The organism is Amycolatopsis sp. NPDC001319 (genome assembly GCF_042896185.1).
Lineage (GTDB): Bacteria > Actinomycetota > Actinomycetes > Mycobacteriales > Pseudonocardiaceae > Amycolatopsis.
In genome coordinates this window covers 445,675-469,009 of record NZ_JBIAWY010000002.1, presented here as the reverse complement: position 1 = coordinate 469,009, position 23,335 = coordinate 445,675, and the positions used below count along the sequence as shown (strand labels likewise).

The following is a 23,335-nucleotide window of genomic DNA, read 5'->3' as shown; positions in this document are numbered from 1 at the left end:
ATGCCCGGAAGGACCCCTGGCGAAAGGACCCCGGTGCCCCCGTCGAAGCCCGCGTGGCGGCCGCTGCTCGCGGCCTGGCTCGTGCTGCCGGCGCTCGCCGCCTGTTCGGGCGAACCCGAGCCCCGGGCGGCGGTACCGCCACCACCGTCCGCGACCACGGCGCCGCCGACGACCTCGTCGGCGCACTCGGTCCCTCCCCCGCCGCCTGAAACGACGCAGGCGCCGTCGAGCACGCGTGCGAAGGCCCCGAGCAGCACGCCCGCCGTTCCGGGGTCCTGCGGCACCGTCACGGCCGCGAGCGGGCTGACCTTGTACGTGTTCGACAGCCGGGCCGGCGGGGTGCCGTGCGCCGAGGCCATGGCGCTCGTGCGCGACTTCCACGCGAAGATCGCCGGCCGGCAGGGCACCGGGTCCAACGACGCCGTGAACGACACCGTGTCCGGCTGGCTGTGCACCTCCGGCCCGCCGGCGGCGCAGGGCGGCACCACGTGCAGCAAAGGCGAGCAGACGGTGTTCGCGGCCGTCGTCCCGTCGGAGTGAGGCGGACGGGACGACGGCCGCGCGACCTCAGGCCTTGAGGTCCGGGAAGTCGTCCTCGCGGTACTCGCCCTCGGGCCGGGTGTTCTCGTGCTCGCGCCCGCGCAGCTCGACGCGGCGGATCTTGCCGGAGATCGTCTTCGGCAGCTCGGCGAACTCCAGGCGCCGGATCCGCTTGTACGGCGCGAGGTGCTCCCGCGCGTACGCCAGGATCGCGCGGGCGGTGTCCGCGGTGGGCTCGTGGCCCGCGGCCAGCACGACGTAGGCCTTGGGCACCGCGAGCCGGATCGGATCCGGGGCGGGCACCACGGCGGCCTCCGCCACCGCTTCGTGCTCCAGCAGCACGCTCTCCAGCTCGAACGGTGAGATCCGGTAGTCCGACGCCTTGAACACGTCGTCGGTGCGCCCGACGTAGGTGATGTAGCCGCGTTCGTCGATCGAACCGACGTCACCCGTGTGGTAGTAGCCGTCGCGGAACGCTTCCGACGTGCGCTCGTCGTCGTCCGCGTAGCCGACCATCAGGCCGACGGACCGGTGCGCGAGGTCGAGGCAGATCTCGCCCTCACCGGCGCGCTCGCCCGTGACCGGGTCGACCAGCGCCACCACGAAGCCCGGCAGCGGCCGGCCCATCGAGCCGGGAACCACGGCCTGGCCGGGGGTGTTGGCGATCTGCACGCTGCTCTCGGTCTGGCCGAACCCGTCGCGGATGGTGACGCCCCAGGCCTTCTCGACCTGTTCGATCACCTCGGGGTTGAGCGGCTCGCCCGCGCCGACCACCTTCTGCGGCGGGGTTTTCAACGCTGTCAGGTCGGCCTGGATGAGCATGCGCCACACGGTGGGCGGCGCGCAGAAGCTCGTGACCCCGCAGCGGTCCATCTGCGCCATGAGCGCCGTGGCGTCGAAACGCGAGTAGTTGTACAGGAACACCGTCGCCTCGGCGTTCCACGGCGCGAACACGTTGCTCCACGCGTGTTTCGCCCAGCCGGGCGAGGAGATGTTCAGGTGCACGTCGCCCGGCTCGAGGCCGATCCAGTACATTGTGGACAGATGCCCGACCGGGTAGGACACGTGCGTGTGCTGCACGAGCTTCGGCTTCGCCGTGGTGCCCGAGGTGAAGTACAGCAGCAGCGGGTCGGCCGCGGCCGTCACGCCGTCCGGGGTGAAACCGGCCGGCTCGGCGTATGCGGTGGCGTAGGCGTGCCAGCCTTCCACCGGCTCGCCGACGGCGATGCGCGTGTAGCCGCCCGCCACGTCGGCGAACTTCGGGGCGTCGGCCGAACGCACGACCACGTGCTTGGCCTTGCCGCGCTCGACGCGGTCGGCGAGGTCGGCCGGCCCGAGCAGCGTCGAGGCCGGGATGAGCACGGCGCCGAGCTTGATCGCGGCGAGGATCGTCTCCCACAGCTCGCCCTGGTTGCCCAGCATGAGGATCAGCCGGTCGCCGCGCGAGACTCCGAGGCGGCGCAGCCACGTGGCGACCTGGTCGGAGCGGGCGGACATCTCCGGGTAGGTCCAGCGGTTCTCGGTGCCGTCCTCCTCGACGATCCACAGCGCGTACCGCTGCGCGTTCGCGGGGTCGCGGGCCACCACGTCGAACCAGTCGAGCGCCCAGTTGAACTCCGCGGGCCGCGGCCACGCGAACTCCCGGACGGCGGTGTCGTAGTCCTCGCGGTGGGACTGGAGGTAGTCCCGCGCCTCCCGAAAGACCTGGTGGGCCTCGCCGGCCCGCTGGTTCCCCGAAGCGCCATTGCTCACGTCGTGCTCCCTCGTGCTCGCGTACGTGCCTGTTCTACTCGCCCTTGAACTCGGGCGCGCGGCGCTCCATGAACGCCTGCACGGCCTCGGCGAGGTCCTTGCTCGGGAGGAACGCGGAGTTCCAGGCCGCGACGTAGCGCAGGCCCTCGGCGACCTGGCGCTCGGTGTTGGCGGCGAGCACCTGCTTGGTCCCCTGCACGACCAGCGGCGGGTTCGCGGCGATGTCGGCGGCGAGCTTGCGCGCTTCGGCCAGCAGGGTCTCCTGGTCGGGGTAGACGTCGTTGACCAGGCCGATCTTCTCGGCGCGGGCGGCGTCGACGTCCCTGCCGGTCAGGGCGAGCTCCCGCACGTGGCCCTCGCCGACGATCGTGGCGAGCCGCTGCAGGCTGCCGAGGTCGGCGACGATCGCGACCTTCACCTCGCGCACGCTGAATTTCGCGTCGGCGCTGGCGAGGCGCACGTCGGCCGCGCTGATCACGTCCACGCCGCCGCCGATGCACCAGCCGGACACGGCGGCGATCACGGGCTTGCGGCACTCGGCGATCGAGCTCACGGACTCCTGCAGGCGGCGGACTTCGCGGTGGAAGTCGGTGCGCGGGCCGGCCAGCGCGTCGCCGGCGAGCATCGGGGCCCAGCCGCCCATCATCGCGGGCAGGTCGAGGCCGTAGGAGAAGTGCGCGCCGCTGCCGGTGAGCACGATCGCGCGCACGCGCGGGTCGGCGTCGAGGGCGGCGAAGACCAGCGGCAGCTCACGCCAGAAGTCGGGGCCCATGGCGTTGCCCTTCGCCGGGCCGAGCAGGGTGACTTCGGCGACGGGGCCGTCGAGGTCGACCTTCAGCGAGACGAGATCGGGCAGGGAGTCGGCAGGTGCGGTCATGCCTGTCATCTTGAACCATCCGGTTGACGCTGTGCCAATTCGGTCGCGGGATGCTTTCCTGGGATGGACACGAGAGATCGAAGCGGCCCTCGACCACGAGAGGAAGGTGGCGCATGAGCCCGGCCCCCGTTCTTGCCGTCGACGACCTGCCGGCGGATCCCCCGCCGGCGCGCCGCTCGCGCCCGATCGAGCTGTCCGGCTCGTTCACCTGCGACGGCCAGCGCCTCGCCTACACCGAGTACGGCTCGGGCGAGCGCGTCGTGGTGCTGATGCACGGCATCATGTTCACCCGCCGCATGCACGCGCCCCTGGCCCGCCGGCTCGCGCGCTCGGGCTTCCGCGTGATCACCCTCGACCTGCTGGGCCACGGCGAATCCGACCGGCCGACCGAGTCGTGGCGCTACTCGATGCCGGCGTTCGGCGAGCAGGCCGTGGCGCTGCTCGACCACCTCGGCCTGGACGACGCCGTGCTGGGCGGGACGTCGCTCGGCGCGAACGTCGCGCTCGAGGTGGCGGTGGCACAGCCGGCCCGCGCCCGCGGGCTGGTCGTGGAAATGCCGGTGCTGGACAACGCGATCGTCGCCGGGCTGCTCACGTTCGCCCCGCTGCTGTTCGCCGCGCGCTTCCTGCCCGTGACCGTGCGCGGCGTCGCCCTGGCGGCCAACCTCGTGCCCCACGGCAGCCAGTGGGTCGACGTCGTCACCGACACCCTGACCCAGCAGCCCGCGCCGATGGCCGCGCTCCTGCACGGCGTGCTGTTCGGCCGGATCGCGCCGCCGAAGTCGGTTCGCCGGGCCATCACCACGCCCGCGCTGGTGATCGGCCACGAAGGCGACCCGATCCACCCCTTCGGCGACGCCGACACCCTGGCCGCGGACATGCCGCGCGCCGAGTTCGTGCAGGCACGCAGCCCGGTCGAGCTGCGCTCCGACCCGAAGCGCCTCACCTCGGCGATCACCGACTTCGCCGAGCGCTGCTACGAAAGCTGACCCGTCACTTCGCCAGTCCGGCCACCGGGCCGAAGACGATCACCGCCGGCGGCCGCACGCCCGCGGCGGCCGCTTCTCCGGCCACCTGCCCCAGCGTGGAGCGCAGCGTGCGCTGCGTCCGCATGGTGCCGTCCTCGACGATGGCGACCGGCGTGTCGGCGGGACGGCCGCCGTCGAGCAGCGCCGAGGCGAACTGGGGCAGGCGTTCGACGCCCATCATCAGCACGATCGTGCCGCGCAGGCCGGCCAGCAGCGACCAGTCGACCAGCGAGCGCGGGTCGCCGGGGGCGACGTGACCCGAGACGACCACGACCTCGTGGGCGACCCCGCGGTGGGTCACCGGCACGTCGGCGACGGCGGGGACCGCGAACGCGCTCGTGATGCCCGGGACCATGGTGACCGGCACGCCCGCCTCGGCGCAGGCCAGGACCTCCTCGAACCCACGGCCGAACAGGTAGGGGTCGCCGCCCTTGAGCCGGACGACGAACTTGCCCTCCTTGGCCTTCTCGATCAGCGTGCTGTTGATCACGTCTTGGCTCGCGGCGCGGCCGTACGGGATCTTCGCGGCGTCGACGACCTCGACCTCCGGCGCGAGCTCGTCGAGCAGCTCACGCGGGGCGAGGCGGTCGACGACCACCACGTCGGCGCGCGAGAGCAGCCGGCGCCCGCGGACGGTGATCAGGTCCGGGTCACCCGGGCCGCCCCCGACCAGGGCGACGCCCGGCAGCTCGGTGTCGGTGTCCCGTGGCGCGCGGCCGTCGATGACGGTGCCGGCATGCAGGGCGTCGAGGATGCTGTCGCGCACGGCGGCCGAACGCAGCGGCTCACCGCCGGACAGGACACCGACCAGCAGCCCGCCGTGGCGGCCGGAAGCCGGGGTCACGGCGCTGCCGGACTCCCCCTCGTCGGCGCGCACGCAGAACACGCGCTCGCGTTCGGCCTCGGCGCACACGGCGGCGTTGACCTCGGGGTCGTCGGTGCAGGCGAGCGCGTACCAGGCGTCGGCGAGGTCGCCCTCGGCGTAGCGGCGCTCGTGCCAGACCAGCTCGCCCGCGTCGGCCATGGCGCTCACCGACGGCGTGGTGTGCGGCGAGACCAGCTCCACCCGCGCGCCCGCGCGGATGAGCCTCGGGAGGCGGCGCTGGGCGACCGAGCCGCCCCCGACCATCACGACGCGGCGGCCGGCGAGCTGGAGTCCGGAGAGGTAGTGCGGGTCGTCCATAGCCGGAAAGTCTGCCTGCCGCGCTCGCTCAGCGCTGCAGCAGGGCCAGCAGCCCGGTGTTGCCGAACATCGTCGCCGCCTCGACCGCCGACGGCGTGCCCGCGTGCGGATCGGCACCACCCGCCACCAGCGCCTTCACGACGTCGGGCTCGTCCTTGAACACGGCGCCGGCGAGCGGGCTCTGGCCCCGGTCGTTGACCCGGTTCGGATCCGCGCCGCGCGCCAGCAGCGCGGCCACCGTGTCGACGTGCCCGTGGTACGAGGCGAGCATCACCAGGGTGTCGCCGCGGTCGTTGGCGAGGTTCGCGGGGATGCCGGCGTCGACGTACGCGACGAGGCGTTCCGTGTCGCCCTCGCGCGCCATGGTGAACACGCGGGCCCACAGGTCGAGCTCCTCGTCCGACGGCGTCCCGGAAGCCATGCGCCGAGTCTGGCACGCCGGCTCCCGGGACGCCGGTTCGTCAGCCGCGCGCCGAGTTGGGGTACGGCAGCAGCGCCATCTCCCGCGCGTTCTTGATGGCCGAGGCCACCTGCTTCTGCTGCTTCGGCGTCAGCCCCGTCACGCGGCGGGCGCGGATCTTGCCGCGGTCGGAGATGAAGATCCGCAGCAGGTCGACGTCCTTCCAGTCGACTTCGGTGATCCCCCGGGTGTGCAACGGGTTCGCCCGCTTGCGGGGCGCGCGTTCGTGCTTCGGCATCCGGCTCACCAGCTCGACTTCGAGACGCCGGGCAGCTCGCCGTTGTGCGCCATCTGCCGCATGCGCACGCGCGAGAGGCCGAACTTGCGCAGGTAGCCGCGCGGGCGGCCGTCGGCGGTGTCGCGGTTGCGGATGCGCGTGGCGCTCGCGTCGCGCGGCATCCGCTGCAGCGCCACCACGGCGTCGGCCTTGTCCCGCGCCGACGAGTGCGGCGAGGCGATCACGGCCTTGAGCGCCCGCCGCTTCTCGACGTAGCGGGCGGCGATCACCTTCCGCTGCTCGTTCTTCGCGATCTTCGACTTCTTCGCCATCAGCGCTCTTCCTTGAACTCGACGTGCTTGCGCGCCACGGGGTCGTACTTGCGCAGGACCATCCGGTCGGGGTCGTTGCGCCGGTTCTTCTTCGTCACGTACGTGTAGCCGGTGCCCGCGGTGGACCGCAGCTTGATGATCGGCCGGACGTCGGTGCTCTTCGCCATCTAGAGCTTCACCCCCTTCGCGGCCAGCTCCGCGACAACCGCGTCGATCCCGCGCTTGTCGATCGTCTTCATGCCCTTCGCCGACACCTTGAGCCGCACCGTCCGGCCGAGGCTCGGCACGAAGTAACGGCGGGTCTGCAGGTTCGGCTCCCAGCGCCGTGAGGTGCGGCGGTGCGAGTGCGAGACCTGCTTGCCGTAGCCCGGCTTGCGGCCGGTGACCTGGCACACGGCTGACACGGACCCTCCCGAGTTGATAGTGATATTCGTTTTCAATTACGCTGGCCACCGTACCCCGTCCCGTCGACTGGAGCTTCAGTGACCCCACACCCGCGTGTCCCGCTCGTGCTCGTCAGCGGGCTCGCCGCCGAAGGCAACGACGAGCTCGCCGAACTGCTGCGCCGCGCCGGCCCCGGCGTCGCCGTGGTCCACCACGACCTGCGGCAGATCGGCAGCGGCATCGTCCGCAGGCGGATCCGCCTCGGCCCCCGAGACCAGCTCACCGCGCTGGAGCTCGCCCACGGCTGCGTGAACTGCACGCTGCGCGAAGACCTCCTGCCACTGCTTCGCAGCCTCGCCCGGCGGCCGGAGGTGGACCGGATCGTGCTGCGCCTCGACGAGGCGATGGAGCCGGAGCCGGTGAGCTGGGCGATCGCCAACGTGCTGGTCGGCGACCGGCCCGTGAGCGACGACGTCGAGATCGAGGCCGTGTTCACCACCGTCGACCGCGCCACCTGGCTCGCCGACGCGTCCGGCGACGAGCTGCTCCTGGAACGCGGCCTGCTCGGCTCCCCCGAGGACGAGCGGAGCGTCGCGCAGGTCGCGCTCGCGCAGGTGGAGTTCGCCGACGTGCTGGTGCTGGCGGGCGAGGTGCCCGACGCGTGGTGCGCCGCGAAGACCGCCGCCGTGCTCGACCGCGTCGCACCCTCGGTCCCCCGCGTCGTCCTGAAGGGCGCGAACGCCGGGCTGCTGTTCGCCGCCGTGCCCGCGGACTCGCGGCGCGGCGAGGTGGTCGACCTGCACGGCGCGCTCCTGCGGGGCCAGCCGCCGCTGCACGCCGACTGCGGGATCGAGGTCCTCACGTTCACCTCGCAGCGGCCGTTCCACCCCGAGCGCCTCCACGAGGCGATCGACACGCTGCTGGGCGGCGTGATCCGCACCCGCGGCCGCGCGTGGGTCGCGAGCCAGCCCGACATCGCGTTCTGGCTCGAGTCGGCCGGCGGCGGCCTCGCGATCGGGCACGCCGGCCCGTGGCTCGCCTCGCCCGACGGCCCCGACTGGGCCGACGTCTCCGCGGAACGCCGCACGCTCGCGTCGCTGCGCTGGCACCCGGTGCACGGCGACCGCGCGCAGGAGCTCGTGGTGGTCACGGACCTGGTGCCACCCCGGGAAATCGAGGAGGCACTGCACGCCGCGCTGCTCACCGACGCCGAGCTGGCGGAGGGAGAAGCTGCCTGGCGCAGCTACCCCGACCCGTTCGGCGAGTGGCACGAGGACCCGTGCGAGGCGACCGAAACCGACGAAGAAGACGAAGAGCGGCACGTCAACGCCGCGAACCGGAAGGAAGACCCGCAGTGAAACCCGGCATCCACCCCGACTACCACCCCGTGGTGTTCCGCGACTCGGCCACGGGCGACGCGTTCCTCACCCGCTCCACCGTCACGTCCGACCGGACGATCGAGTGGAGCGACGGCAACACCTACCCGCTCGTGGTCGTGGACATCAGCTCGTGGTCGCACCCGTTCTGGACGGGCAACCAGCGGATCGTCGACTCCGCGGGCCAGGTCGAGAAGTTCCACCGCCGCTACGGCCGTCGCGAGAAGGGCGGTGCGCGCTGATGGCCGTGCCGAAGCGGAAGAAGTCCCGCAGCAACACCCGCGCGCGCCGGGCGCAGTGGAAGGCGGCGGTGCCCGACCTGGTGCCGATCACGGTGGACGGCGAGCGCAAGCTCGTGCCGCGCCGCCTGATCAAGCACTTCCAGCGGCTCGACCGGTGAGCGTGCCCGTCACCGTCCTGTCGGGCTTCCTCGGCGCGGGCAAGACCACGCTGCTCAACCACATCCTCGCCAACCGCGAAGGCCTGCGGGTGGCGGTGATCGTGAACGACATGAGCGAGGTCAACATCGACGCCGCGCTCGTGCGCGACAGCGTCTCCCGCACCGAGGAGCGCCTGGTCGAGCTGACCAACGGCTGCATCTGCTGCACCCTGCGCGAGGACCTGCTCGACGAGGTCGCGCGCTTGACCGCCGACGGACGGTTCGACCACGTGCTCATCGAGTCGAGCGGCATCTCCGAGCCGATGCCGGTCGCCGCCACGTTCTCCTTCCCCGGCGACGACGGCACGCCGGCACTGTCCGGCGCGCGACTGGACACGATGGTGACCGTCGTCGACGCCGTGAACTTCGGCCGCGAACTGACCGGCGGCGACTCGCTGGCCGAACGCCGCCTGGACCAGTACGAGGGCGACGAGCGCACGGTCAGCGACCTGCTCGTGGACCAGGTCGAGTTCGCGGATGTGCTGCTGCTCAACAAGACCGACCTCGTCTCCCCCGCCGAGGCCGGCCGGCTCGCGGCGGCGCTGCGCCGGCTCAACCCGGGCGCCGACGTCGTGACCGCGGAGTTCGGGCGGGTGCCGCTCGGGCGCGTGTTCGGCACCGGCCGCCACGACCCGCTGCGCGCGCAGCAGGCTCCGGGCTGGGTCGCGGAGCTCAACGGCGACCACGTGCCGGAGACCGAGGAGTACGGGATCTCCAGCGTCGTGTTCCGCGCCGGGCGGGCGTTCGACCCGGTGGCGCTGTGGGACTTCGTCACGACCCGCCTCGACTCGGGCGAGTTCGGCACCGTGCTGCGCTCCAAGGGGTTCTTCACGCTCGCGTCGCGACCGGGCGTGCTCGGCCTGTGGTCGCAGGCGGGCGCGGTGGCGCGGTTCGAACCACAGGGCGTGGCCGAAGCGCCGCAGCAGGAGCTGGTCTTCATCGGCGTCGGGCTCGCCGGCGACCCGCTGCTGGCCGCGCTCGAGGCCTGCCTCACCGACGAACCGGTGGCAGCGGACCCCTTCCCCGAGTGGGAGCCCGTGCACGTCCACTGAGGACAGACGGTTTCGAAGGCCGCGCGACCCGCGTCACAGGTCGCGCGGCCTTCGTGTTCCCGGGAGTTCCTTGATCGTTCACCACCCGGCGTGATCATGCTGTTCGGGCCGGGTCCACGCCGGACACACCCCCGTCTGAACTGGGCGATTCGGTGCGGTTAGGGGTGTTTCGCGAAGGTTGATCAACCCAGGTTTATCAGTCTAGGTTGATTAATGTGCCGGATCGGATCAGCAAGGATCTCGTGGAGGCCGCCGCCGACCTGAGGGTCGCGCTCGGGCGGCTCGTGCGGCGGATGCGGCAGGGCTACGTGGCCGGCGAGGCCACGCTTTCGGAGAGCTCCGTGCTCTCGCGGCTCGACCGCGACGGGCCCTCGACGCCCGGCTACCTGGCCGAGCAGGAGCGGGTGAAGCCGCAGGCCATGGGCGTCACCCTGGCCGGGCTCGTCGAACGCGGGCTCGTGAGCCGCAGCCCCGACGCCGCCGACGGCCGCCGCGTCCTGATGTCCGTGACGGCGACCGGCCGAAAACTCCTGACCGACCGGCGTTCCCTCAGCACCCAGCGCGTCGCCCAGGCCCTGGCCGGCGGCTTCAGCGCCGAGGAACGCCACCGACTGCTCGAGGTGATCCCGTTGCTCGAACGCCTGGCGGACGAACTGTGACGACCACGGCCACCAGCCGCGGCGACCGGTACAAGTGGGTCGCCCTCTCCAACACCACTCTCGGCGTGCTCATGTCGACCCTCGACGGGTCGATCGTGATCATCTCGCTGCCCGCCATCTTCCGCGGCATCGGGCTCGACCCGCTCGCGCCGGCCAACATCGGCTACCTGCTCTGGATGATCCTGGGCTACCTGCTGGTGTCCGCGGTCCTCGTGGTCACCCTCGGGCGCCTCGGCGACATGTTCGGCCGCGTGAAGATGTACAACGTCGGGTTCGTGATCTTCAGCGTCGCCTCGGTGGCGCTGTCGTTCGACCCGTTCCACGGCGGCCAGGGCGCGCTGTGGCTGATCGGCTGGCGCATCGTCCAAGCCGTCGGCGGGTCGATGCTCACGGCCAACTCGGCCGCGATCCTCACCGACGCGTTCCCGCGCGAACAGCGCGGCATGGCACTGGGCATCAACCAGATCACCGCGCTGGCCGGGCAGTTCCTCGGCCTCGTCGTGGGTGGTCTGCTCGCCGAGATCGACTGGCGCGCGGTGTTCTGGGTGAGCGTGCCGTTCGGCATCCTCGGCACCGTGTGGTCGATCCGCAGCCTGCGCGAGATCGGCAAGCCGCGGCGGGCGCGCGTCGACTGGGGCGGCAACATCACCTTCGCGCTCGGCACCGGCGTGCTGCTCGCGGCGATCACCTACGGCATCCAGCCCTACGGAAACGCGGCCACCGGCTGGGGCAACCCGTGGGTGCTCGGCGGGATCGGCGCCGGCGTGCTGCTGCTCGTGATGTTCGGCGTGATCGAGTCGCGGGTGAAGGACCCGATGTTCAAGCTCTCGCTGTTCCGGATCCGGGCATTCAGCGCGGGCAACCTCGCGGCGCTGCTCACGGCGATCGCGCGCGGCGGCATGCAGTTCATGCTCATCATCTGGCTGCAGGGCATCTGGCTGCCCCTGCACGGCTACGAGTACGAGAAGACGCCGCTGTGGGCGGGGATCTACCTGCTGCCGCTCACCGTCGGGTTCCTCATCGCGGGCCCGGTATCGGGCTACCTGTCCGACCGGTTCGGCGCGCGGCTGTTCTCGACCGGCGGGCTCGTGCTCGTCGCGGCGGCGTTCCTCGGTCTGCTGGCGCTGCCCGTGGACTTCTCCTACCCCGTGTTCGCGGCGCTGCTGGTGCTCAGCGGGATCGGGCAGGGCATGTTCTCGGCGCCCAACACCTCGGCGATCATGAGCAGCGTCCCCGACCACCAGCGCGGGGTCGCCTCCGGCATGCGCTCGACGTTCCAGAACTCCGGCACGGCGCTGTCGATCGGCGTGTTCTTCTCACTGATGATCGCGGGGCTGGCCGGTTCGCTGCCGGCCACGCTCACCGGCGGGCTGCAGGCCCACGGCGTACCCGCCGACGTCGCGGCGACCGTCGCCCAGCTGCCGCCCGTGAGCACGCTGTTCGCGGCGTTCCTCGGCAGCAACCCGGTGGCGCACCTGCTCGGCCCGGGTGTCCTTTCCGGACTGTCGCCGAGCGACTCGGCGGCGCTGACCGGCAAGGAGTTCTTCCCGCAGCTGATCTCCGGCCCGTTCCACAACGGACTGGTCACCGTCTTCACGGCGGCCGCCGTAATGGCGCTCGTCGCGGCCCTCGCCTCGGTGTCGCGCGGCAAGCGCTACTTCCACCCCGACCTCGCCCCGCGCGCGGGCGAGCAACGCAGCACCCCGGACAAGGAGAACGGATGAACGACACGCTCACCGCCGGCACCGTCACGATCACCGGCCACGGCGGTGACGAGATCGAGGCGTACCTGGCGCGCCCGCTCGACCCCGCTCCGCGCGGCGGCGTCGTGGTGATCCACCACATGCCCGGCTACGACCCGGCCACCAAGGAGATCGTGCGCCGCTTCGCCGCCGAGGGGTTCTCGGCGCTGTGCCCAAACCTGTACTCGCGCGAGGCGCCGGGCGCGAGCCCGGACGACGCGGCCGCGACCGTCCGCGCCAACGGCGGCGTGCCCGACGAGCGCCTGGTCGGCGACGTCGAGGGCGCGGCCGCGTACCTCAAGAACCTGGACAACGCCAACGGCAAGATCGGCGTGATCGGCCACTGCTCCGGCGGCCGCCAGACGTTCCTCGTCGCGTGCTCGACCCAGGTCGACGCGGCCGTGGACTGCTACGGCGCCTTCGTGGTCAACGAGCCGCCGGCCGGCATGCCCGCGTCGATGAAGCCGCTGCTGGGCCTCGCGCCGCAGCTGTCGGCCCCGCTGCTCGGCCTCTTCGGCGCCGACGACCAGTACCCCGGTCCCGAGGAGACCGCGAAGCTCGCCGCCGAGCTCGACCGCCTCGGCAAGGAACACGAGTTCCACACCTACGACGGCGCCGGCCACGCGTTCTTCGCCGTCGACCGCCCGAGCTACCGGCCGGAGGCCGCCGTGGACGGCTGGGCCAAGATCCTCGACTTCTACGGCCGGCACCTCGCGGCCTGACCCCGCCCTTCAGGAAGGACGTTTCCCATGTGCACCTACCTCACCGAGAAGTTCGCCGTGGAGGGCAGCGGCAAGAGCGCGACCGGCTGGCACAGCGTCAACGAAGCCACCGTCTACGTCGACCACCCGACGCACGCCCGCTTCGCCCACACCGTGAACATCGACTTCCGCAACCCGGCGATGGGCCCGGCCGCACGCGTCGCGCTGGAGCTGACCGAAGAGGACGCCCTCGCCCTCGCCGACGCGATCCACACCGCCCTGGCCTCGGCGCCGGCCGGCTTGGCTTCCCGCAACCAGTAGGCCGCACCGGCTGTCCCGGGTCGATGCCCGGGGCAGCCGGTCAGGGTGTGTACAGCGCGCCCAGGAATTCCAGCAGCAGGCGCTCCCGCAGGGGTTCCGCCGCGGTGGCCAGGAGCGCGTTGATCGGGGCCATCCGCTCGGGCAGGCCGGCGTCGCCGACGAGGCCGGCGGCGGTGAGCAGGCCCGCGAACTGGTCGGCCGTCAGGGTTTGCGGGTCGAGGGCCGCCACGAAGGCGGCCACGACCGGGTCCACCGGGGTCGGGCCGGTTTCGCGGGCCGCGGCGACCGAGGTGGTCAGGTCGGCGAGGAACGCGGCCTCGCTGCCGTGGTTCGCGGCCGTGATCGTGAGGTGCAGGTTCAGCGGCGAGTGGCCGTGGGCGAACTGCGGCTGCACGTACCAGCCGCGCACCTTCATCTCGTCCGCGACGGTGAACAGGTCGAAGCCGTCGTCCGCGGCCGTGAAGGCGATCAGCGTCGAGTCCGGGTCGCCCAGGATGCGCAGGCCCGCGACGGCCGAGACGCCGGCGCGGATGCGCGCGACCGCCGAGCGCGTCACCTCCGCGAGACGCAGGTAGCCGTCTTCGCCCAGGTGGTTCACCACGGCCCACGCGGCCGCGAGCGGGCCGCCCGAGCGCGTGCTCTGCAACGTCGGGTTGAGCATCGTGTAGCCCGGCCAGGCCGCGCTGGCGAAGTAGTGCGTTCGGCGCAGCTCGGCGTTGGCGTGCAGCAGCACGGAGACGCCCTTGGCGCAGTAGGCGTACTTGTGCAGGTCCACGGAGATGCTCGTGACCCCCGGCACGCGGAAGTCGAACGGCGGCACGTCGGCACCCAGGCGAGCGAAGTACGGCAGCACCCAGCCGCCGATGCACGCGTCCACGTGCATGCGCACCCCGCGCGAAGCCGCGGCGGCCGCGATCTCCGGGATCGGGTCGACCACACCGTGGGCGTAGGACGGCGCGCTCGCCACGACGAGCACGGTCGACTCGTCGATCGCCGCCGCCATCGCGGAAGGCACCGCGCGGAAGGTCTCCGAGTCCACCGGCACCACGATCTTGCGCAGCCCGAACAGGTGCGCCGCCTTGTGGAACGCGGCGTGCGCGGTGTCGGGCAGCACGATGCTCGGCGCGGTGATCTCCGGCCGGGCGTCGCGCGCGGCCAGCACCGCGAGCAGGCACGACTCCGTCCCGCCGGACGTCACCGTGCCGACGGTTTCCGCCGTGCCGTCCAGGAGCCCGGCCGCGCGTCCGACGAGGTCGTTCTCCAGGCGCAGCAGGCTCGGGAACGCCGTGGGGTCCAGCCCGTTGGCCGACGACGCGAGCGCGTGCGCGGCCGCCGCGATCTCGTCCACTTCGGACAGACCGCTGTCGTAGACGTAGGCGAGCGTGTGCCCGCCGTGCGTCGGCAGGTCGCCCGCGCGCAGCTCCCGCAGCTCGGCCAGGACGTCGGTCACCGCTGCGGCTCCACCGGCCGCGGCTCGAGCACCTTGCGGCGCAGCAGCGGGATCGCCAGCGCGATGAGCACGGCGGGCAGCACCGAGGAGCCCACGGTGATGGCCGTGATCGCCGACGACGGCTGCGCGGTCGTCGCGTCGGTGCTCGACACGTAGCCACCGGCCTGCAGCACCAATCCGAACAGGCCCGGGCCGAGCGCCAGCCCCAACGTCTCCGAGGCCGTCCACACGCCGGCCGTGATGCCCGCGCGGGTCTCTCCGGTGCGTTCCTCTTCGGCGCTGATGAGGTCGGGCAGGATCGCCAGCGGGAACACGGAGATCCCGGCGTACCCGATGCCCGCCAGCGCCACGAACACCATCGTCACCGCGAACGGGATGTCCTTGGCGAAGAGGATCCCGAGGAGACCGACGGTGAAGGAGACCGTCGCGATGCGGAAGCCCACGAGCTTGCCCCAGCGCTTGCCCAGCCGCGGCCACAGCGGCATCGTGATCAACGCCGGGCCGACGAAGCCCACGAACAGCACCGTGCGATAGCTGGGGTCGCCCAGCACGTGCTCGGCGAAGTACGGGATCGCGGCGAGCACGGTGCCGATGCCCAGCGCCTGGATGAAGTACGAGCCCATCAGCCAGCAGAACGGGCGCCACTGCGCGATCGTGCGGATCAGCTGCTTGAAGCTCACGGCGTTCGGCCGCAGCGAGCCGACGGGCGCGCCGCGCAGACCGAAGTAGACACCCAGGGTGGCGAGCAGGATGATCACGGCCATCACCAGGCCCATCACCCGGTAACCGGCCACACCTTCGAGGATGTCGGTGATCGCCGGGGCCGCGCCGCCGGACACGAGGATCGCCACGGCCAGCACGCCGATGCGCACGCTGGTGAGCTTCGTGCGTTCCTCGGCCGAGTCCGTGAGCTCCGCCGGCAGCGCGTTGAACGGCACCTGGAAGAACGCGTACGCGGTGGCACACAAGAAGAACACGATCACCACGTAGGTCGCGTCGATCGCGGGCTTGCCGAACCCGGGGTGCGCGAACAGCGCGAAGAACAGCACCGCGACCCCGACGCCCCCGCCCAGCAGGAACCGCCGCCGGCTGCCGGTGCGCACGAGGTCCGCGTCGGACATGCGGCCCGCGATCGGGTTGAAGATCACGTCCCAGGCTTTCGGCACGAACACGATCACGCCGGCCGCCGCGGCGGGCACCGCCATCGTGTCCGTGAGGTAGGGCAGGAGCAGCAGACCCGGCACGGTGCCGAAAGATCCGGTGACGAACGAGCCGAGCGAGTAGCGGAAACGCGTCCGGCGGGGCAGCGGCGCCAAGGGTCCTCCTCGAGGGCGGTCCGACGAACGCAATGCCTAGTGGATCTTCGCCGTTCCCCGGTAGTGGTCGGGGGGAATCGTGCCACCGTCGTAATGCACCGCGAGTACCGGGCCGACCTCGCCCCGTGCCCTGCTCACGACAGGGCTTCGGCCACCTTCGTCAGCGATCCCGCGTCGCCGCGCAGCAGCAGCGTCGTGACCACTGTGTCCTCCCAGGCAGCGAGCTCCTCGCGGATCTTCGCGGCCGGGCCGACGAGCGAGGTGTCCTCGACGAGCGACGTCGGGATCGCGGCGACGGCCTCGTCCTTGCGCCCCGCGAGGTAGAGCTCCTGCACCTTGTCGGCCACCTCCTCGTAACCCAGGCGTGCGAACACGTCGTGGTGGAAGTTCACGGCCTTGGCGCCCATGCCGCCGATGTACAACGCGAGCGCCGGCTTGATCCAGCTCGCCGCTTCCTCCACGTCGTCGTGGACGATCACCGGCACCGACGCGGGCACCTCGAAGTCCTCGGGTTTGCGCCGGGCACCCGGCCGGGCGAACCCCTCGGCGAGAGCCTTGCGGTAGAACGCGTCGGCCTTGGGCGAGAAGAACAACGGCAGCCAGCCGTCGCAGATCTCGGCCGACAGCGCGACGTTCTTGGGTCCCTCGGCCGCGAGGTAGATCGGGAGGTCGGCGCGCAGCGGGTGCACGGTCGGCTTGAGCGCCTTGCCCAGCCCGGCACCGCCCTGCAGCGGCAGCTGGTAGAACTGCCCGTCCAGCGTCACGGGCGCCTCGCGCGCCAGCACCTGCCGGATGATCTCCACGTACTCGCGCGTGCGGGCGAGCGGCTTGGGGTACGGCTGGCCGTACCAGCCCTCCACCACCTGCGGGCCCGACGCGCCGAGCCCGAGCACGAACCGGCCGCCGGAGAGGTGGTCGAGCGTCAGCGCCGTCATCGCGGTGGCGGTGGGCGTGCGCGCGGACATCTGCACGATGTTGGTGCCGAGCTTCACGCGGCTGGTCGACGCGCCGGCCCAGGCGAGCGGGGTGAACGCGTCGGAGCCGTAGGCCTCCGCCGACCACACCGAGTCGAACCCGAGGCGCTCGGCCTCGAGCACGGCCTCCAGCGCGCCCGGCGTCGGGCCACTCCCCCAGTACCCGAGGTGATAACCCAGCTTCATGCAGCCCTCCGTGCTTCAGATGTTCGGCGAGTAGTGCTCGGGATTCCCGCGCTCCCCGACGGGCGGCAGGTTCCTCCGTGGAGTGTCGACCACGCGCGCGTCCGCGGCCACCGCACCCCTCGCCCGCCGCCAGCCGGCGCGCGCCCGCGGGTGGTAGCGGCGGTCGTGCGGCACGAGGGAGAACACCGCGTTGATCGCGCGCCCGGCGAAGCGGTGCCGGCGTTCGTCGCGAGCGGTCCAGGTGAAGCCGAGCAGGTCGCGGATCTCCGGGTCGTAGAGCCCGACCGTGAGCCACACGAACTGCTTCGCGATCACCGCCGAGACCGGCCGCCACAGCACGCCGGGCAGCCACGGCAGGAACGGCGGCTTCGCGATGCCGCGCAGATCCAGGACGTCGCGGGTGGCCTTGTTGTCCTCCAGCACCTCGGCGCACATGCGCTTCCAGTACCGCCGGAAGTCCTCCCAGGACTCGGGGACCGGCCGCATCGTCAGGTCGTACATGCGCCACCAGCGCACGTGTTCGTCGAACAGCCTGCGCTTGTCCTCCTCGCCGATGCCACCCATGAAGTTCTCGGCGATGAGGATCGTGCTGACGAAGAACGTGGCGTGGGCCCAGTAGAAGGTGTCCGGGTCGAGCGCGTGGTAGCGGCGGCCTTGCGCGTCGACGCCTTTGATCCGGTTGTGGTAGCCGCGCACTTCGAGCGCCGTCCGGTGGGCGCGCGGGCCGTCGTAGACCACGCCGCCGATCGGGTAGAGCGAGCGGAACAGCCGCTGCCAGCGTTCCTCGAAGAACCGCGAGTGCTGCTCGACGCCGGCGCCGAGACCCGGGTGCATGTTCTGCATCGAGCCGGCCCACAGGGCGATCAGCAGCCCGCGCCAGTCGCCGAAGTAGCGCCACGTGAGCGAGTCCGGCCCCAGCGGTTCGGGTTCCTCCCCCGGCATGGCGGCTCCCTGCGATCGTGCCGATGAACTGACTACGCCTGTTGTCAGGTTAGGATGTGACAACAGGCGTGGTCAACTACGGGAGTGGGTATGCCGGGCCGCACGTGGGCGGGCACGACGCTGGACGATCGGAAGGCGGCGCGGCGGGACCAGCTGGTCGCCGCGGGCCTCGACCTGCTCGGCACCGAGGGCTCCGCCGCGGTCAGCGTGCGCGCGGTCTGCCGCCAGGCCCACCTGACCGAGCGCTACTTCTACGAGAGCTTCACCGACCGCGAGGAGCTCGTCGCGGCCGTGTACGAGCACGTCGGCGAGCGGGCGCGGGAAGCTTTGGTCGACGCGATCCGCGACGCACCCGATCCGCGGCAGCGGGCGGAACGCGCGGTGCGGGCGTTCGTGGCCCTCATGGTCGACGACCCGCGCCAGGGCCGAGTGCTGCTGCTCGCGCCCCTGACCGATCCCGCGCTGACCAGCCGCGGCCTGCACCTGCTGCCGGCCTTCGCGGCGCTCGTCGGCGAACAGCTCTCGCACGGCGACGAGACCGACCGGCAGCTCGTCTCGATCGGGCTGGTCGGCGCACTGAGCAACGTGTTCATCGCCTACCTCGACGGCACGCTGCGGGTGAGCCGGGACCGGCTCGTGGCCCACTGCGTCCGGCTGGTACTCGGGGCGGACGAGTTCGGCCACTGAGCTCATGCGGCTCGTTCCGCCCGCAGCCGCAACGCGATGTCGATGATCAGGTCCTCCTGGCCGCCGACGTACCGCTCCGCGCCCACGCGGTAGAGGATCTCGTGCGCCGGCACGCCGTAGCGCTCCGCCGCGCGTTCGGCGTGGAGCAGGAAACTCGAGTACACACCGGCGAAGCCCTGCACGATCGACGAGCGGTCCATCACCGGCAGCCGGGTCAGGTACTTCTTCACGACGTTCTCGGCCGCGGCCATCAGCACGTCCTTGTCGACGCCGGTCGGAATCCCGAGCCGCTCGAACGTCGCCGCGAGCACCTCCGTCGGCGAGTTCCCCGCGCCCGCGCCGAGGGCGGCGAGCGAGCCGTCGATCTGCCGCGCGCCGGCCCGGTGGGCGAGCACGGAGTTGGCGACGCCGAAGCTGAGGTTCTGGTGCCCGTGGTAGCCGACCTGCGCGTCGTCGCCCAGCTCCGCGACGAGGGCGGCGACGCGGTCGGCCGCTTCTTCGAGGATGAGCGCGCCCGCGGAGTCGACCACGTACACGCACTGGCAGCCGGCGTCGGCCATGATCCGGGCCTGCTTCGCGAGGTCGTCCGGGGCCGACCGGTGCGCCAGCATCAGGAATCCCACGGTTTCCAGGCCGAGGTCACGGGCTGCACCGAAGTGCTGCACGGACACGTCGGCTTCCGTGCAGTGGGTCGCGATGCGGGCGGCGCCGGCGCCGAGGTCCGCCGCGGCACGCAGGTCGGTGACGGTGCCGAGGCCGGGCAACAGGAGCACGGCGATCTTCGCGTGCTTCGCCTCGTCGACGGCCGCGGCGATCAGCTCGCGTTCGTCGGTGCCGGAGAAGCCGTAGGTGAAGGTCGAACCACCGAGGCCGTCGCCGTGGGTCACCTCGATGAGCGGGATCCCGGCGTCGTCGAGCGCGCGGACGGTGTCGCGCACCTGGCGTTCGGTGAAGCGGTGGGCCATGGCGTGGCTGCCGTCGCGCAAGGTGGTGTCGACCAGTCGCACCGGCGGGTTCCCGGCGGGCTGGTTCCCGAGGGGCGCGCTCATGCCGTCACCAGTTCCGCGGCCACCAGGTCGCCGACGCGGGCCGCGGCGGCCGTCATGATGTCGAGGTTGCCGGCGTAGGTCTGCAGGTAGTCGCCGTTGCCCGCGACTTCGAGGAATACGCCGACGCGCGCGACGCCGTTCCACTCGGGACGCGGCGGATCGAACTGCGGATCGGCTTTGAGCGTGTAGCCGGGCACGTACCGGCGGACCTCGTTGACCATCCGGTGGATCGAGTCCGTGATCGCCGCGAAGTCCGCGTCGGGGCCGACCGCGCAGAACACGGTGTCGCGCATGATCATGGGCGGGTCCATCGGGTTGATGACGATGATTGCCTTGCCCTTGACGGCGCCGCCGACCTGTTCGAGCCCGCGCGCGGTGGTTTCGGTGAACTCGTCGATGTTCGCGCGCGTGCCCGGTCCGGCCGAGCGCGAGGACACGGACGCGACGATCTCCGCGTACGGCACCGGCGTCACGCGGGCGACGGCGTGCACGATCGGGATCGTCGCCTGGCCGCCGCAGGTGATGAGGTTGAGGTCGGGCACGTCGAGTCGCTCCGGCGGAGTCACGGCGGGGCAGGTGAACGGGCCGACGGCAGCGGGCGTCAGGTCGATCGAGCGGATGCCCGCCTCGGCGTAGCGCGGCGCGTGCGCGAGGTGCGCTTTCGCCGACGTCGCCTCGAAAACGAGCTGCGGCAGTTCGGCTTGGCGCAGGAGCCAGTCGACCCCGTCCGCCGACGTCTCCAGGCCGAGCTTCGCCGCGCGGGCGAGCCCGTCGGACGCCGGGTCGACGCCGACCATGTACCGCACGTCGATCTTCTCGCTGCGCCGCAGCTTCGCGAGCAGGTCCGTGCCGATGTTGCCGGGGCCGACGATCGCGGCCGTCACCTTGCGTTCCGCCATGTTTTCCGACGGTCCTCGCCGCGGCGGTGCACACTCAACCCGTGCGTACCACTGGACGGAACGGCGGCGAAGGCCTCGTCGCCTCGCGCGTCGCGGCGATCCTGGGTGCCTTCCGCCCGGGCGACGACACCGTCGGCGTGTCGGAGCTGGCGCGGCGGACGGGGCTCGCGAAGACGACCGTGTACCGCCTGACCCGCCACCTCTGCGACACCGGCCTGCTCGAACCCGACGGCAGCGCGCTGCGGCTCGGGCTGCGGCTGTTCGAGATCGGCCAGCTCGCGATCCGCCGCCGCGGTCTGGTCGAGGCCGCCCGGCCCTCGCTGGCCGACCTGCGCGAGGCCACGCGCAACACCGTGCACCTCGCCGTGCTGGAGGGCACCGAGGTGGTCTGCCTCGACGTGCTGCGTGGTCCCGACGCCCCCGATGTGCCGTCCCGCATCGGCGGCCGCTTCCCGGCCCACGCCACCGGCGTCGGCAAGGCCATCCTCGCGTTCTCGCCGGAACCGTCGGTGGCACAGGTGATCGACGCCGGTCTCCCCCGCATCAGCCGGCGCACCATCACCGCACCGGGGTTGCTGCGCCGCCAGCTCGCGCGCGTCCGCGCCGAGGGCGTCGCGTTCGAACGCGAGGAGTCCGGCGTCGGAGTGGTCTGTGCCGCGAGTCCGCTGCTCGACGCCGCGGGCACGGCGGTCGCGGCGATCTCCATCACCGGCTGGGCGACGAGGATGCGCACGGAGCGTGTCGCCCCGGCGGTGCGCACGGTCGCGCTCGCGTTGTCGCGGTCGTTTGTCCAGACCTGAATGGCCCGAGCAGTCGGAAAAATTCGTGCTGCACAACGAGTTACGCCGGGGTTAGGCCGTTCGGATGACCTCCGGCGCACAGGTCTGGTCTCGTGATTCTCCGTAACTACGATCGTCCGGATGGCCCAGCAGAGCTGGGGGATCACGTTCCCGGGCCGGTCCCCCGCGCCGATTTCCCGAGGCCGCGACGATCCCGCCGCGGCGGCCGGAACCCGCCTGCTGTCGCTCGATCTCCTCCTGGGCCTGCTCGCCCTCGCGGGCGGTCTGCGCGTGGTGTACCTCGCCGCGACCACGCCGGCGCTGCCCGGGGAAGCCACGACTGTCGCCCGGGCCTACGCCCTCGGCCACCTCACGGCGTTCGGTGGTTCGACCACGGCCGGCGTGAGCCCGTTCGGACAGCTCCAGCTCGCCGGGTACACGATGCTTTCCCACGCCTTCGACCGCGCGGCGACCCCGGCCGCCGCGGTGCGCGAGGCGATGGTCGTCGCCGCGGTGGTGACGACGGTGCTGCTGTGGCTGCTCGCCCGCCGGCTCGGCCTGCCGCGCTGGGCGGGCCTGCTCGCCGCGGTGCTGTTCGCCGGGTCGCCGCTGGCGATCGGGCTGCAGCACGTGGTGGTCGTCGAGCACCTGGCGGTGATGTGGGCGCTGGCCGGCCTGTGCCTCGTCGCCACTCCGCTCCGTGCCGCGAACGAAACCGGCGACCACAGTGGACCGGCGCCCCGCTCGCCCGGCGAGGACGTGCTGGGCGCGGGCTGCCTGTTGGCCTCCGTGCTGACCTCACCGCCGGCGTTGCTCCTGCTGCCCGCCGCGGGCTGGCTGCTGCTGCGCCGTTCCCCGGCACGGGCCGGGCTGGTCGCGGTGGTGGTGAACCTCGGCCTCGGCCTCGCCTTCGGCCCGCTGGCGGCGTGGTTACGCCCTGTCCTCGCCACGGGCGGCGAGCCGGCCCTGCCCCGGTGGCTGGTGTTCGACCCGGCGCTCACGGCGGTGTCGGTGCTCGCGTTGATCGCCGGTCTGTTCGTGGCGACGGTACGGCCGCTCGCGGTGTCGGGTTTGCTCGTGGCCGGTCTGCTCACGGTCCCGGATCTGCCGGCCACCGCGGTGCTGGCCCTGCTGCTGCCCCTCACGCCGCTGGTCGCGGCCGGGGTGGCGCACGCAGTGGTCGCGGCGCACCACGAACCGGAGCACCGGCACGCGCCCGCACGGCCCGCGGCCGGCGTCGCCGTGGGCGTGGTGGTCCTGACCGCGGCGTTCGGGCTGAGCTGGGCCCACGGATTCACCGCGCTGCGCCCCGGGCCCGCCGGCGCGGACCCGGCCGTCGAGGCCCGGACCTGGCTGCAGGCCAACGCGGCGGGCTCCCGCGTGCTCGTCGACGACACCACCTGGACCACGCTGGCGGCCGGCGGCTGGCCGACCGGGCTGCTCGTCACGGCGGCCGGCGCGAACCCGCCGCCCGACTGGGCCGCGCTCACCCCAGCGGCGCTCGCCCGGACGTCCACAGTGGACTCTCCCGACGCGGCGGCGGTGTTCGGCAACGGCGCGGGACAGGTCACCGTCGCCCGGCTCGGGCCGGAGCAGAACGGCGAGAAGACCGCGCGGGCCCTCGCGGGCGCCGCGCTCACCAGGTCCGGACGCGTGAACTGCGTGCCGGAAACGCGGGCCGTGCTCAGCCGGGGCGATCTCGATCCCCGGCTGATCTCGACGCTGGCGGCGTTCGCGTCGCAGCAGCCGGTGCGGGTGGCGGCGTTCCCGCCCGTGCCCGGGGAAGACGCGGCGGGGCAGCCGCGCCGGCAGGTGCTCGTCACCGGCGCCGACGACACGGCCACTCGCTTCTACGCCGGGCAGCGCGCCGTGTTCCGCCCGGCCTCGGTCGTGCGGACGGCCGGCGGCGTGCTCGTCACCTACCCGCCGTTCGCCCCGCCCGGCCTGCTCACCTCGTTCACCGCACCCTGATCCTCCGAAAGGTCCCTCC

At 72.3% G+C, this 23,335-nt stretch carries 27 protein-coding genes; 13 read left to right on the top strand and 14 right to left on the bottom strand.

The genetic code is table 11. From position 1 onward, the window contains the following. Window positions 1-33: 33 nt before the first annotated feature. Window positions 34-540 (top strand): hypothetical protein, encoded by a 507-nt coding sequence (locus ACFY1H_RS07885; RefSeq protein ID WP_366576293.1) that lies wholly within the window; start codon window positions 34-36, stop codon window positions 538-540. 27 nt (window positions 541-567) lie between these two features. Here ACFY1H_RS07885 and ACFY1H_RS07880 read toward each other — a convergent pair whose 3' ends face one another. Next, window positions 568-2,292, bottom strand: coding sequence for an AMP-binding protein (locus ACFY1H_RS07880; RefSeq protein ID WP_386945395.1), 1,725 nt, complete (start codon window positions 2,290-2,292; stop codon window positions 568-570). Window positions 2,293-2,326: 34 nt separating this feature from the next. Further along, window positions 2,327-3,169, bottom strand: a complete 843-nt coding sequence (locus ACFY1H_RS07875; protein ID WP_386945393.1) for a crotonase/enoyl-CoA hydratase family protein — start codon at window positions 3,167-3,169, stop codon at window positions 2,327-2,329. 113 nt (window positions 3,170-3,282) lie between these two features. Between ACFY1H_RS07875 and ACFY1H_RS07870 the strand changes: the two genes are divergently transcribed. Next, window positions 3,283-4,158 (top strand): alpha/beta fold hydrolase, encoded by an 876-nt coding sequence (locus tag ACFY1H_RS07870; protein WP_366576298.1) that lies wholly within the window; start codon window positions 3,283-3,285, stop codon window positions 4,156-4,158. A gap of 4 nt (window positions 4,159-4,162) precedes the next feature. On the opposite strand, the gene cobA is transcribed toward ACFY1H_RS07870, so the two are convergent. The 6 genes from cobA to rpmB are packed head-to-tail and all read right to left on the bottom strand — an operon-like array spanning window position 4,163 to window position 6,793. Continuing rightward, the gene (cobA, locus tag ACFY1H_RS07865; RefSeq protein ID WP_386945391.1) at window positions 4,163-5,380 is read right to left on the bottom strand and encodes a uroporphyrinogen-III C-methyltransferase; all 1,218 of its coding nucleotides are present in this window, start codon (window positions 5,378-5,380) and stop codon (window positions 4,163-4,165) included. Window positions 5,381-5,408: 28 nt separating this feature from the next. After that, window positions 5,409-5,801 (bottom strand): ankyrin repeat domain-containing protein, encoded by a 393-nt coding sequence (locus ACFY1H_RS07860; RefSeq protein ID WP_386945389.1) that lies wholly within the window; start codon window positions 5,799-5,801, stop codon window positions 5,409-5,411. Window positions 5,802-5,841: 40 nt separating this feature from the next. Further along, entirely contained in the window at window positions 5,842-6,078 is a 237-nt protein-coding gene (gene rpsR / locus ACFY1H_RS07855) for a 30S ribosomal protein S18 (protein ID WP_364048880.1), read from the bottom strand. A 5-nt stretch (window positions 6,079-6,083) separates the two neighbouring features. After that, on the bottom strand, window positions 6,084-6,389 hold the full coding sequence (rpsN, locus tag ACFY1H_RS07850; RefSeq protein ID WP_366576305.1) for a 30S ribosomal protein S14: 306 nt from the start codon (window positions 6,387-6,389) through the stop codon (window positions 6,084-6,086). Continuing rightward, entirely contained in the window at window positions 6,389-6,556 is a 168-nt protein-coding gene (gene rpmG, locus ACFY1H_RS07845) for a 50S ribosomal protein L33 (RefSeq protein WP_003091682.1), read from the bottom strand. Before rpmG ends, rpsN begins: the two co-directional genes overlap by 1 nt. Then, the gene (gene rpmB, locus ACFY1H_RS07840) at window positions 6,557-6,793 is read right to left on the bottom strand and encodes a 50S ribosomal protein L28 (RefSeq protein ID WP_360601704.1); all 237 of its coding nucleotides are present in this window, start codon (window positions 6,791-6,793) and stop codon (window positions 6,557-6,559) included. A gap of 78 nt (window positions 6,794-6,871) precedes the next feature. On the opposite strand from rpmB, the gene mrf reads away from it, so the two are divergent. The 8 genes from mrf to ACFY1H_RS07800 all read left to right on the top strand — a co-directional run bounded on the left by mrf (window position 6,872) and on the right by ACFY1H_RS07800 (window position 13,063). Beyond that, window positions 6,872-8,131, top strand: coding sequence for a ribosome hibernation factor-recruiting GTPase MRF (mrf, locus tag ACFY1H_RS07835; protein WP_386945385.1), 1,260 nt, complete (start codon window positions 6,872-6,874; stop codon window positions 8,129-8,131). Further along, window positions 8,128-8,391, top strand: a complete 264-nt coding sequence (locus ACFY1H_RS07830) for a type B 50S ribosomal protein L31 (RefSeq protein WP_366576310.1) — start codon at window positions 8,128-8,130, stop codon at window positions 8,389-8,391. Before mrf ends, ACFY1H_RS07830 begins: the two co-directional genes overlap by 4 nt. Further along, window positions 8,391-8,549, top strand: coding sequence for a 50S ribosomal protein L32 (rpmF, locus tag ACFY1H_RS07825; RefSeq protein ID WP_220240910.1), 159 nt, complete (start codon window positions 8,391-8,393; stop codon window positions 8,547-8,549). The genes ACFY1H_RS07830 and rpmF overlap by 1 nt, the downstream gene beginning before the upstream one ends. Then, window positions 8,546-9,640 (top strand): GTP-binding protein, encoded by a 1,095-nt coding sequence (locus ACFY1H_RS07820; protein ID WP_386945382.1) that lies wholly within the window; start codon window positions 8,546-8,548, stop codon window positions 9,638-9,640. The genes rpmF and ACFY1H_RS07820 overlap by 4 nt, the downstream gene beginning before the upstream one ends. Before the next feature lie 215 nt (window positions 9,641-9,855). Then, window positions 9,856-10,299, top strand: coding sequence for a MarR family transcriptional regulator (locus ACFY1H_RS07815; RefSeq protein WP_366576314.1), 444 nt, complete (start codon window positions 9,856-9,858; stop codon window positions 10,297-10,299). Then, on the top strand, window positions 10,296-12,023 hold the full coding sequence (locus tag ACFY1H_RS07810; protein ID WP_386945380.1) for an MFS transporter: 1,728 nt from the start codon (window positions 10,296-10,298) through the stop codon (window positions 12,021-12,023). The genes ACFY1H_RS07815 and ACFY1H_RS07810 overlap by 4 nt, the downstream gene beginning before the upstream one ends. Continuing rightward, complete coding sequence (locus ACFY1H_RS07805) at window positions 12,020-12,763, top strand: dienelactone hydrolase family protein (RefSeq protein ID WP_366576318.1); 744 nt, start codon at window positions 12,020-12,022, stop codon at window positions 12,761-12,763. Before ACFY1H_RS07810 ends, ACFY1H_RS07805 begins: the two co-directional genes overlap by 4 nt. A 27-nt stretch (window positions 12,764-12,790) precedes the next feature. Next, window positions 12,791-13,063 (top strand): DUF6295 family protein, encoded by a 273-nt coding sequence (locus tag ACFY1H_RS07800; RefSeq protein WP_220240918.1) that lies wholly within the window; start codon window positions 12,791-12,793, stop codon window positions 13,061-13,063. A 40-nt stretch (window positions 13,064-13,103) separates the two neighbouring features. Here ACFY1H_RS07800 and ACFY1H_RS07795 read toward each other — a convergent pair whose 3' ends face one another. The 4 genes from ACFY1H_RS07795 to ACFY1H_RS07780 all read right to left on the bottom strand — a co-directional run bounded on the left by ACFY1H_RS07795 (window position 13,104) and on the right by ACFY1H_RS07780 (window position 17,931). Then, window positions 13,104-14,513, bottom strand: coding sequence for a pyridoxal phosphate-dependent decarboxylase family protein (locus ACFY1H_RS07795; protein WP_386945377.1), 1,410 nt, complete (start codon window positions 14,511-14,513; stop codon window positions 13,104-13,106). After that, window positions 14,510-15,829, bottom strand: coding sequence for an MFS transporter (locus ACFY1H_RS07790; protein WP_366576322.1), 1,320 nt, complete (start codon window positions 15,827-15,829; stop codon window positions 14,510-14,512). Before ACFY1H_RS07790 ends, ACFY1H_RS07795 begins: the two co-directional genes overlap by 4 nt. 134 nt (window positions 15,830-15,963) lie before the next feature. Then, window positions 15,964-16,989 carry an LLM class F420-dependent oxidoreductase gene (locus tag ACFY1H_RS07785; protein ID WP_386945376.1) on the bottom strand — a complete coding sequence of 342 codons (1,026 nt, stop codon included), beginning with the start codon at window positions 16,987-16,989 and terminating at the stop codon, window positions 15,964-15,966. A gap of 15 nt (window positions 16,990-17,004) precedes the next feature. Then, complete coding sequence (locus ACFY1H_RS07780) at window positions 17,005-17,931, bottom strand: oxygenase MpaB family protein (protein WP_386945374.1); 927 nt, start codon at window positions 17,929-17,931, stop codon at window positions 17,005-17,007. 90 nt (window positions 17,932-18,021) lie between these two features. On the opposite strand from ACFY1H_RS07780, the gene ACFY1H_RS07775 reads away from it, so the two are divergent. After that, window positions 18,022-18,618 carry a TetR family transcriptional regulator gene (locus ACFY1H_RS07775; RefSeq protein ID WP_366576327.1) on the top strand — a complete coding sequence of 199 codons (597 nt, stop codon included), beginning with the start codon at window positions 18,022-18,024 and terminating at the stop codon, window positions 18,616-18,618. A 2-nt stretch (window positions 18,619-18,620) separates the two neighbouring features. On the opposite strand, the gene dmpG is transcribed toward ACFY1H_RS07775, so the two are convergent. Together dmpG and ACFY1H_RS07765 are read right to left on the bottom strand one after the other, a co-directional pair. Beyond that, window positions 18,621-19,667: a 4-hydroxy-2-oxovalerate aldolase gene (gene dmpG, locus ACFY1H_RS07770; protein ID WP_386945372.1), complete on the bottom strand. Its 1,047-nt coding sequence runs from the start codon at window positions 19,665-19,667 to the stop codon at window positions 18,621-18,623. Next, the gene (locus ACFY1H_RS07765; protein WP_386945370.1) at window positions 19,664-20,566 is read right to left on the bottom strand and encodes an acetaldehyde dehydrogenase (acetylating); all 903 of its coding nucleotides are present in this window, start codon (window positions 20,564-20,566) and stop codon (window positions 19,664-19,666) included. The genes dmpG and ACFY1H_RS07765 overlap by 4 nt, the downstream gene beginning before the upstream one ends. Before the next feature lie 41 nt (window positions 20,567-20,607). On the opposite strand from ACFY1H_RS07765, the gene ACFY1H_RS07760 reads away from it, so the two are divergent. Together ACFY1H_RS07760 and ACFY1H_RS07755 are read left to right on the top strand one after the other, a co-directional pair. Next, a complete protein-coding gene (locus ACFY1H_RS07760; RefSeq protein ID WP_386945368.1) occupies window positions 20,608-21,366 on the top strand; it encodes an IclR family transcriptional regulator in 759 nt (252 codons plus the stop codon). A 120-nt stretch (window positions 21,367-21,486) separates the two neighbouring features. Then, a complete protein-coding gene (locus ACFY1H_RS07755) occupies window positions 21,487-23,316 on the top strand; it encodes a glycosyl transferase (RefSeq protein WP_386945366.1) in 1,830 nt (609 codons plus the stop codon). Window positions 23,317-23,335: the final 19 nt, after the last annotated feature.

Coding starts and splice junctions, on each gene's coding strand:
- ACFY1H_RS07875 (WP_386945393.1), bottom strand. CDS start 3,169: ATGACCGCACCTGCCGACTCCCTGCCCGATCTCGTCTCGCTGAAGGTC.
- ACFY1H_RS07870 (WP_366576298.1), top strand. CDS start 3,283: ATGAGCCCGGCCCCCGTTCTTGCCGTCGACGACCTGCCGGCGGATCCC.
- cobA (WP_386945391.1), bottom strand. CDS start 5,380: ATGGACGACCCGCACTACCTCTCCGGACTCCAGCTCGCCGGCCGCCGC.
- ACFY1H_RS07860 (WP_386945389.1), bottom strand. CDS start 5,801: ATGGCTTCCGGGACGCCGTCGGACGAGGAGCTCGACCTGTGGGCCCGC.
- rpsR (WP_364048880.1), bottom strand. CDS start 6,078: ATGCCGAAGCACGAACGCGCGCCCCGCAAGCGGGCGAACCCGTTGCAC.
- rpsN (WP_366576305.1), bottom strand. CDS start 6,389: ATGGCGAAGAAGTCGAAGATCGCGAAGAACGAGCAGCGGAAGGTGATC.
- rpmG (WP_003091682.1), bottom strand. CDS start 6,556: ATGGCGAAGAGCACCGACGTCCGGCCGATCATCAAGCTGCGGTCCACC.
- rpmF (WP_220240910.1), top strand. CDS start 8,391: ATGGCCGTGCCGAAGCGGAAGAAGTCCCGCAGCAACACCCGCGCGCGC.
- ACFY1H_RS07805 (WP_366576318.1), top strand. CDS start 12,020: ATGAACGACACGCTCACCGCCGGCACCGTCACGATCACCGGCCACGGC.
- ACFY1H_RS07800 (WP_220240918.1), top strand. CDS start 12,791: ATGTGCACCTACCTCACCGAGAAGTTCGCCGTGGAGGGCAGCGGCAAG.
- ACFY1H_RS07785 (WP_386945376.1), bottom strand. CDS start 16,989: ATGAAGCTGGGTTATCACCTCGGGTACTGGGGGAGTGGCCCGACGCCG.
- ACFY1H_RS07780 (WP_386945374.1), bottom strand. CDS start 17,931: ATGCCGGGGGAGGAACCCGAACCGCTGGGGCCGGACTCGCTCACGTGG.
- ACFY1H_RS07775 (WP_366576327.1), top strand. CDS start 18,022: ATGCCGGGCCGCACGTGGGCGGGCACGACGCTGGACGATCGGAAGGCG.
- dmpG (WP_386945372.1), bottom strand. CDS start 19,667: ATGAGCGCGCCCCTCGGGAACCAGCCCGCCGGGAACCCGCCGGTGCGA.
- ACFY1H_RS07765 (WP_386945370.1), bottom strand. CDS start 20,566: ATGGCGGAACGCAAGGTGACGGCCGCGATCGTCGGCCCCGGCAACATC.
- ACFY1H_RS07755 (WP_386945366.1), top strand. CDS start 21,487: ATGGCCCAGCAGAGCTGGGGGATCACGTTCCCGGGCCGGTCCCCCGCG.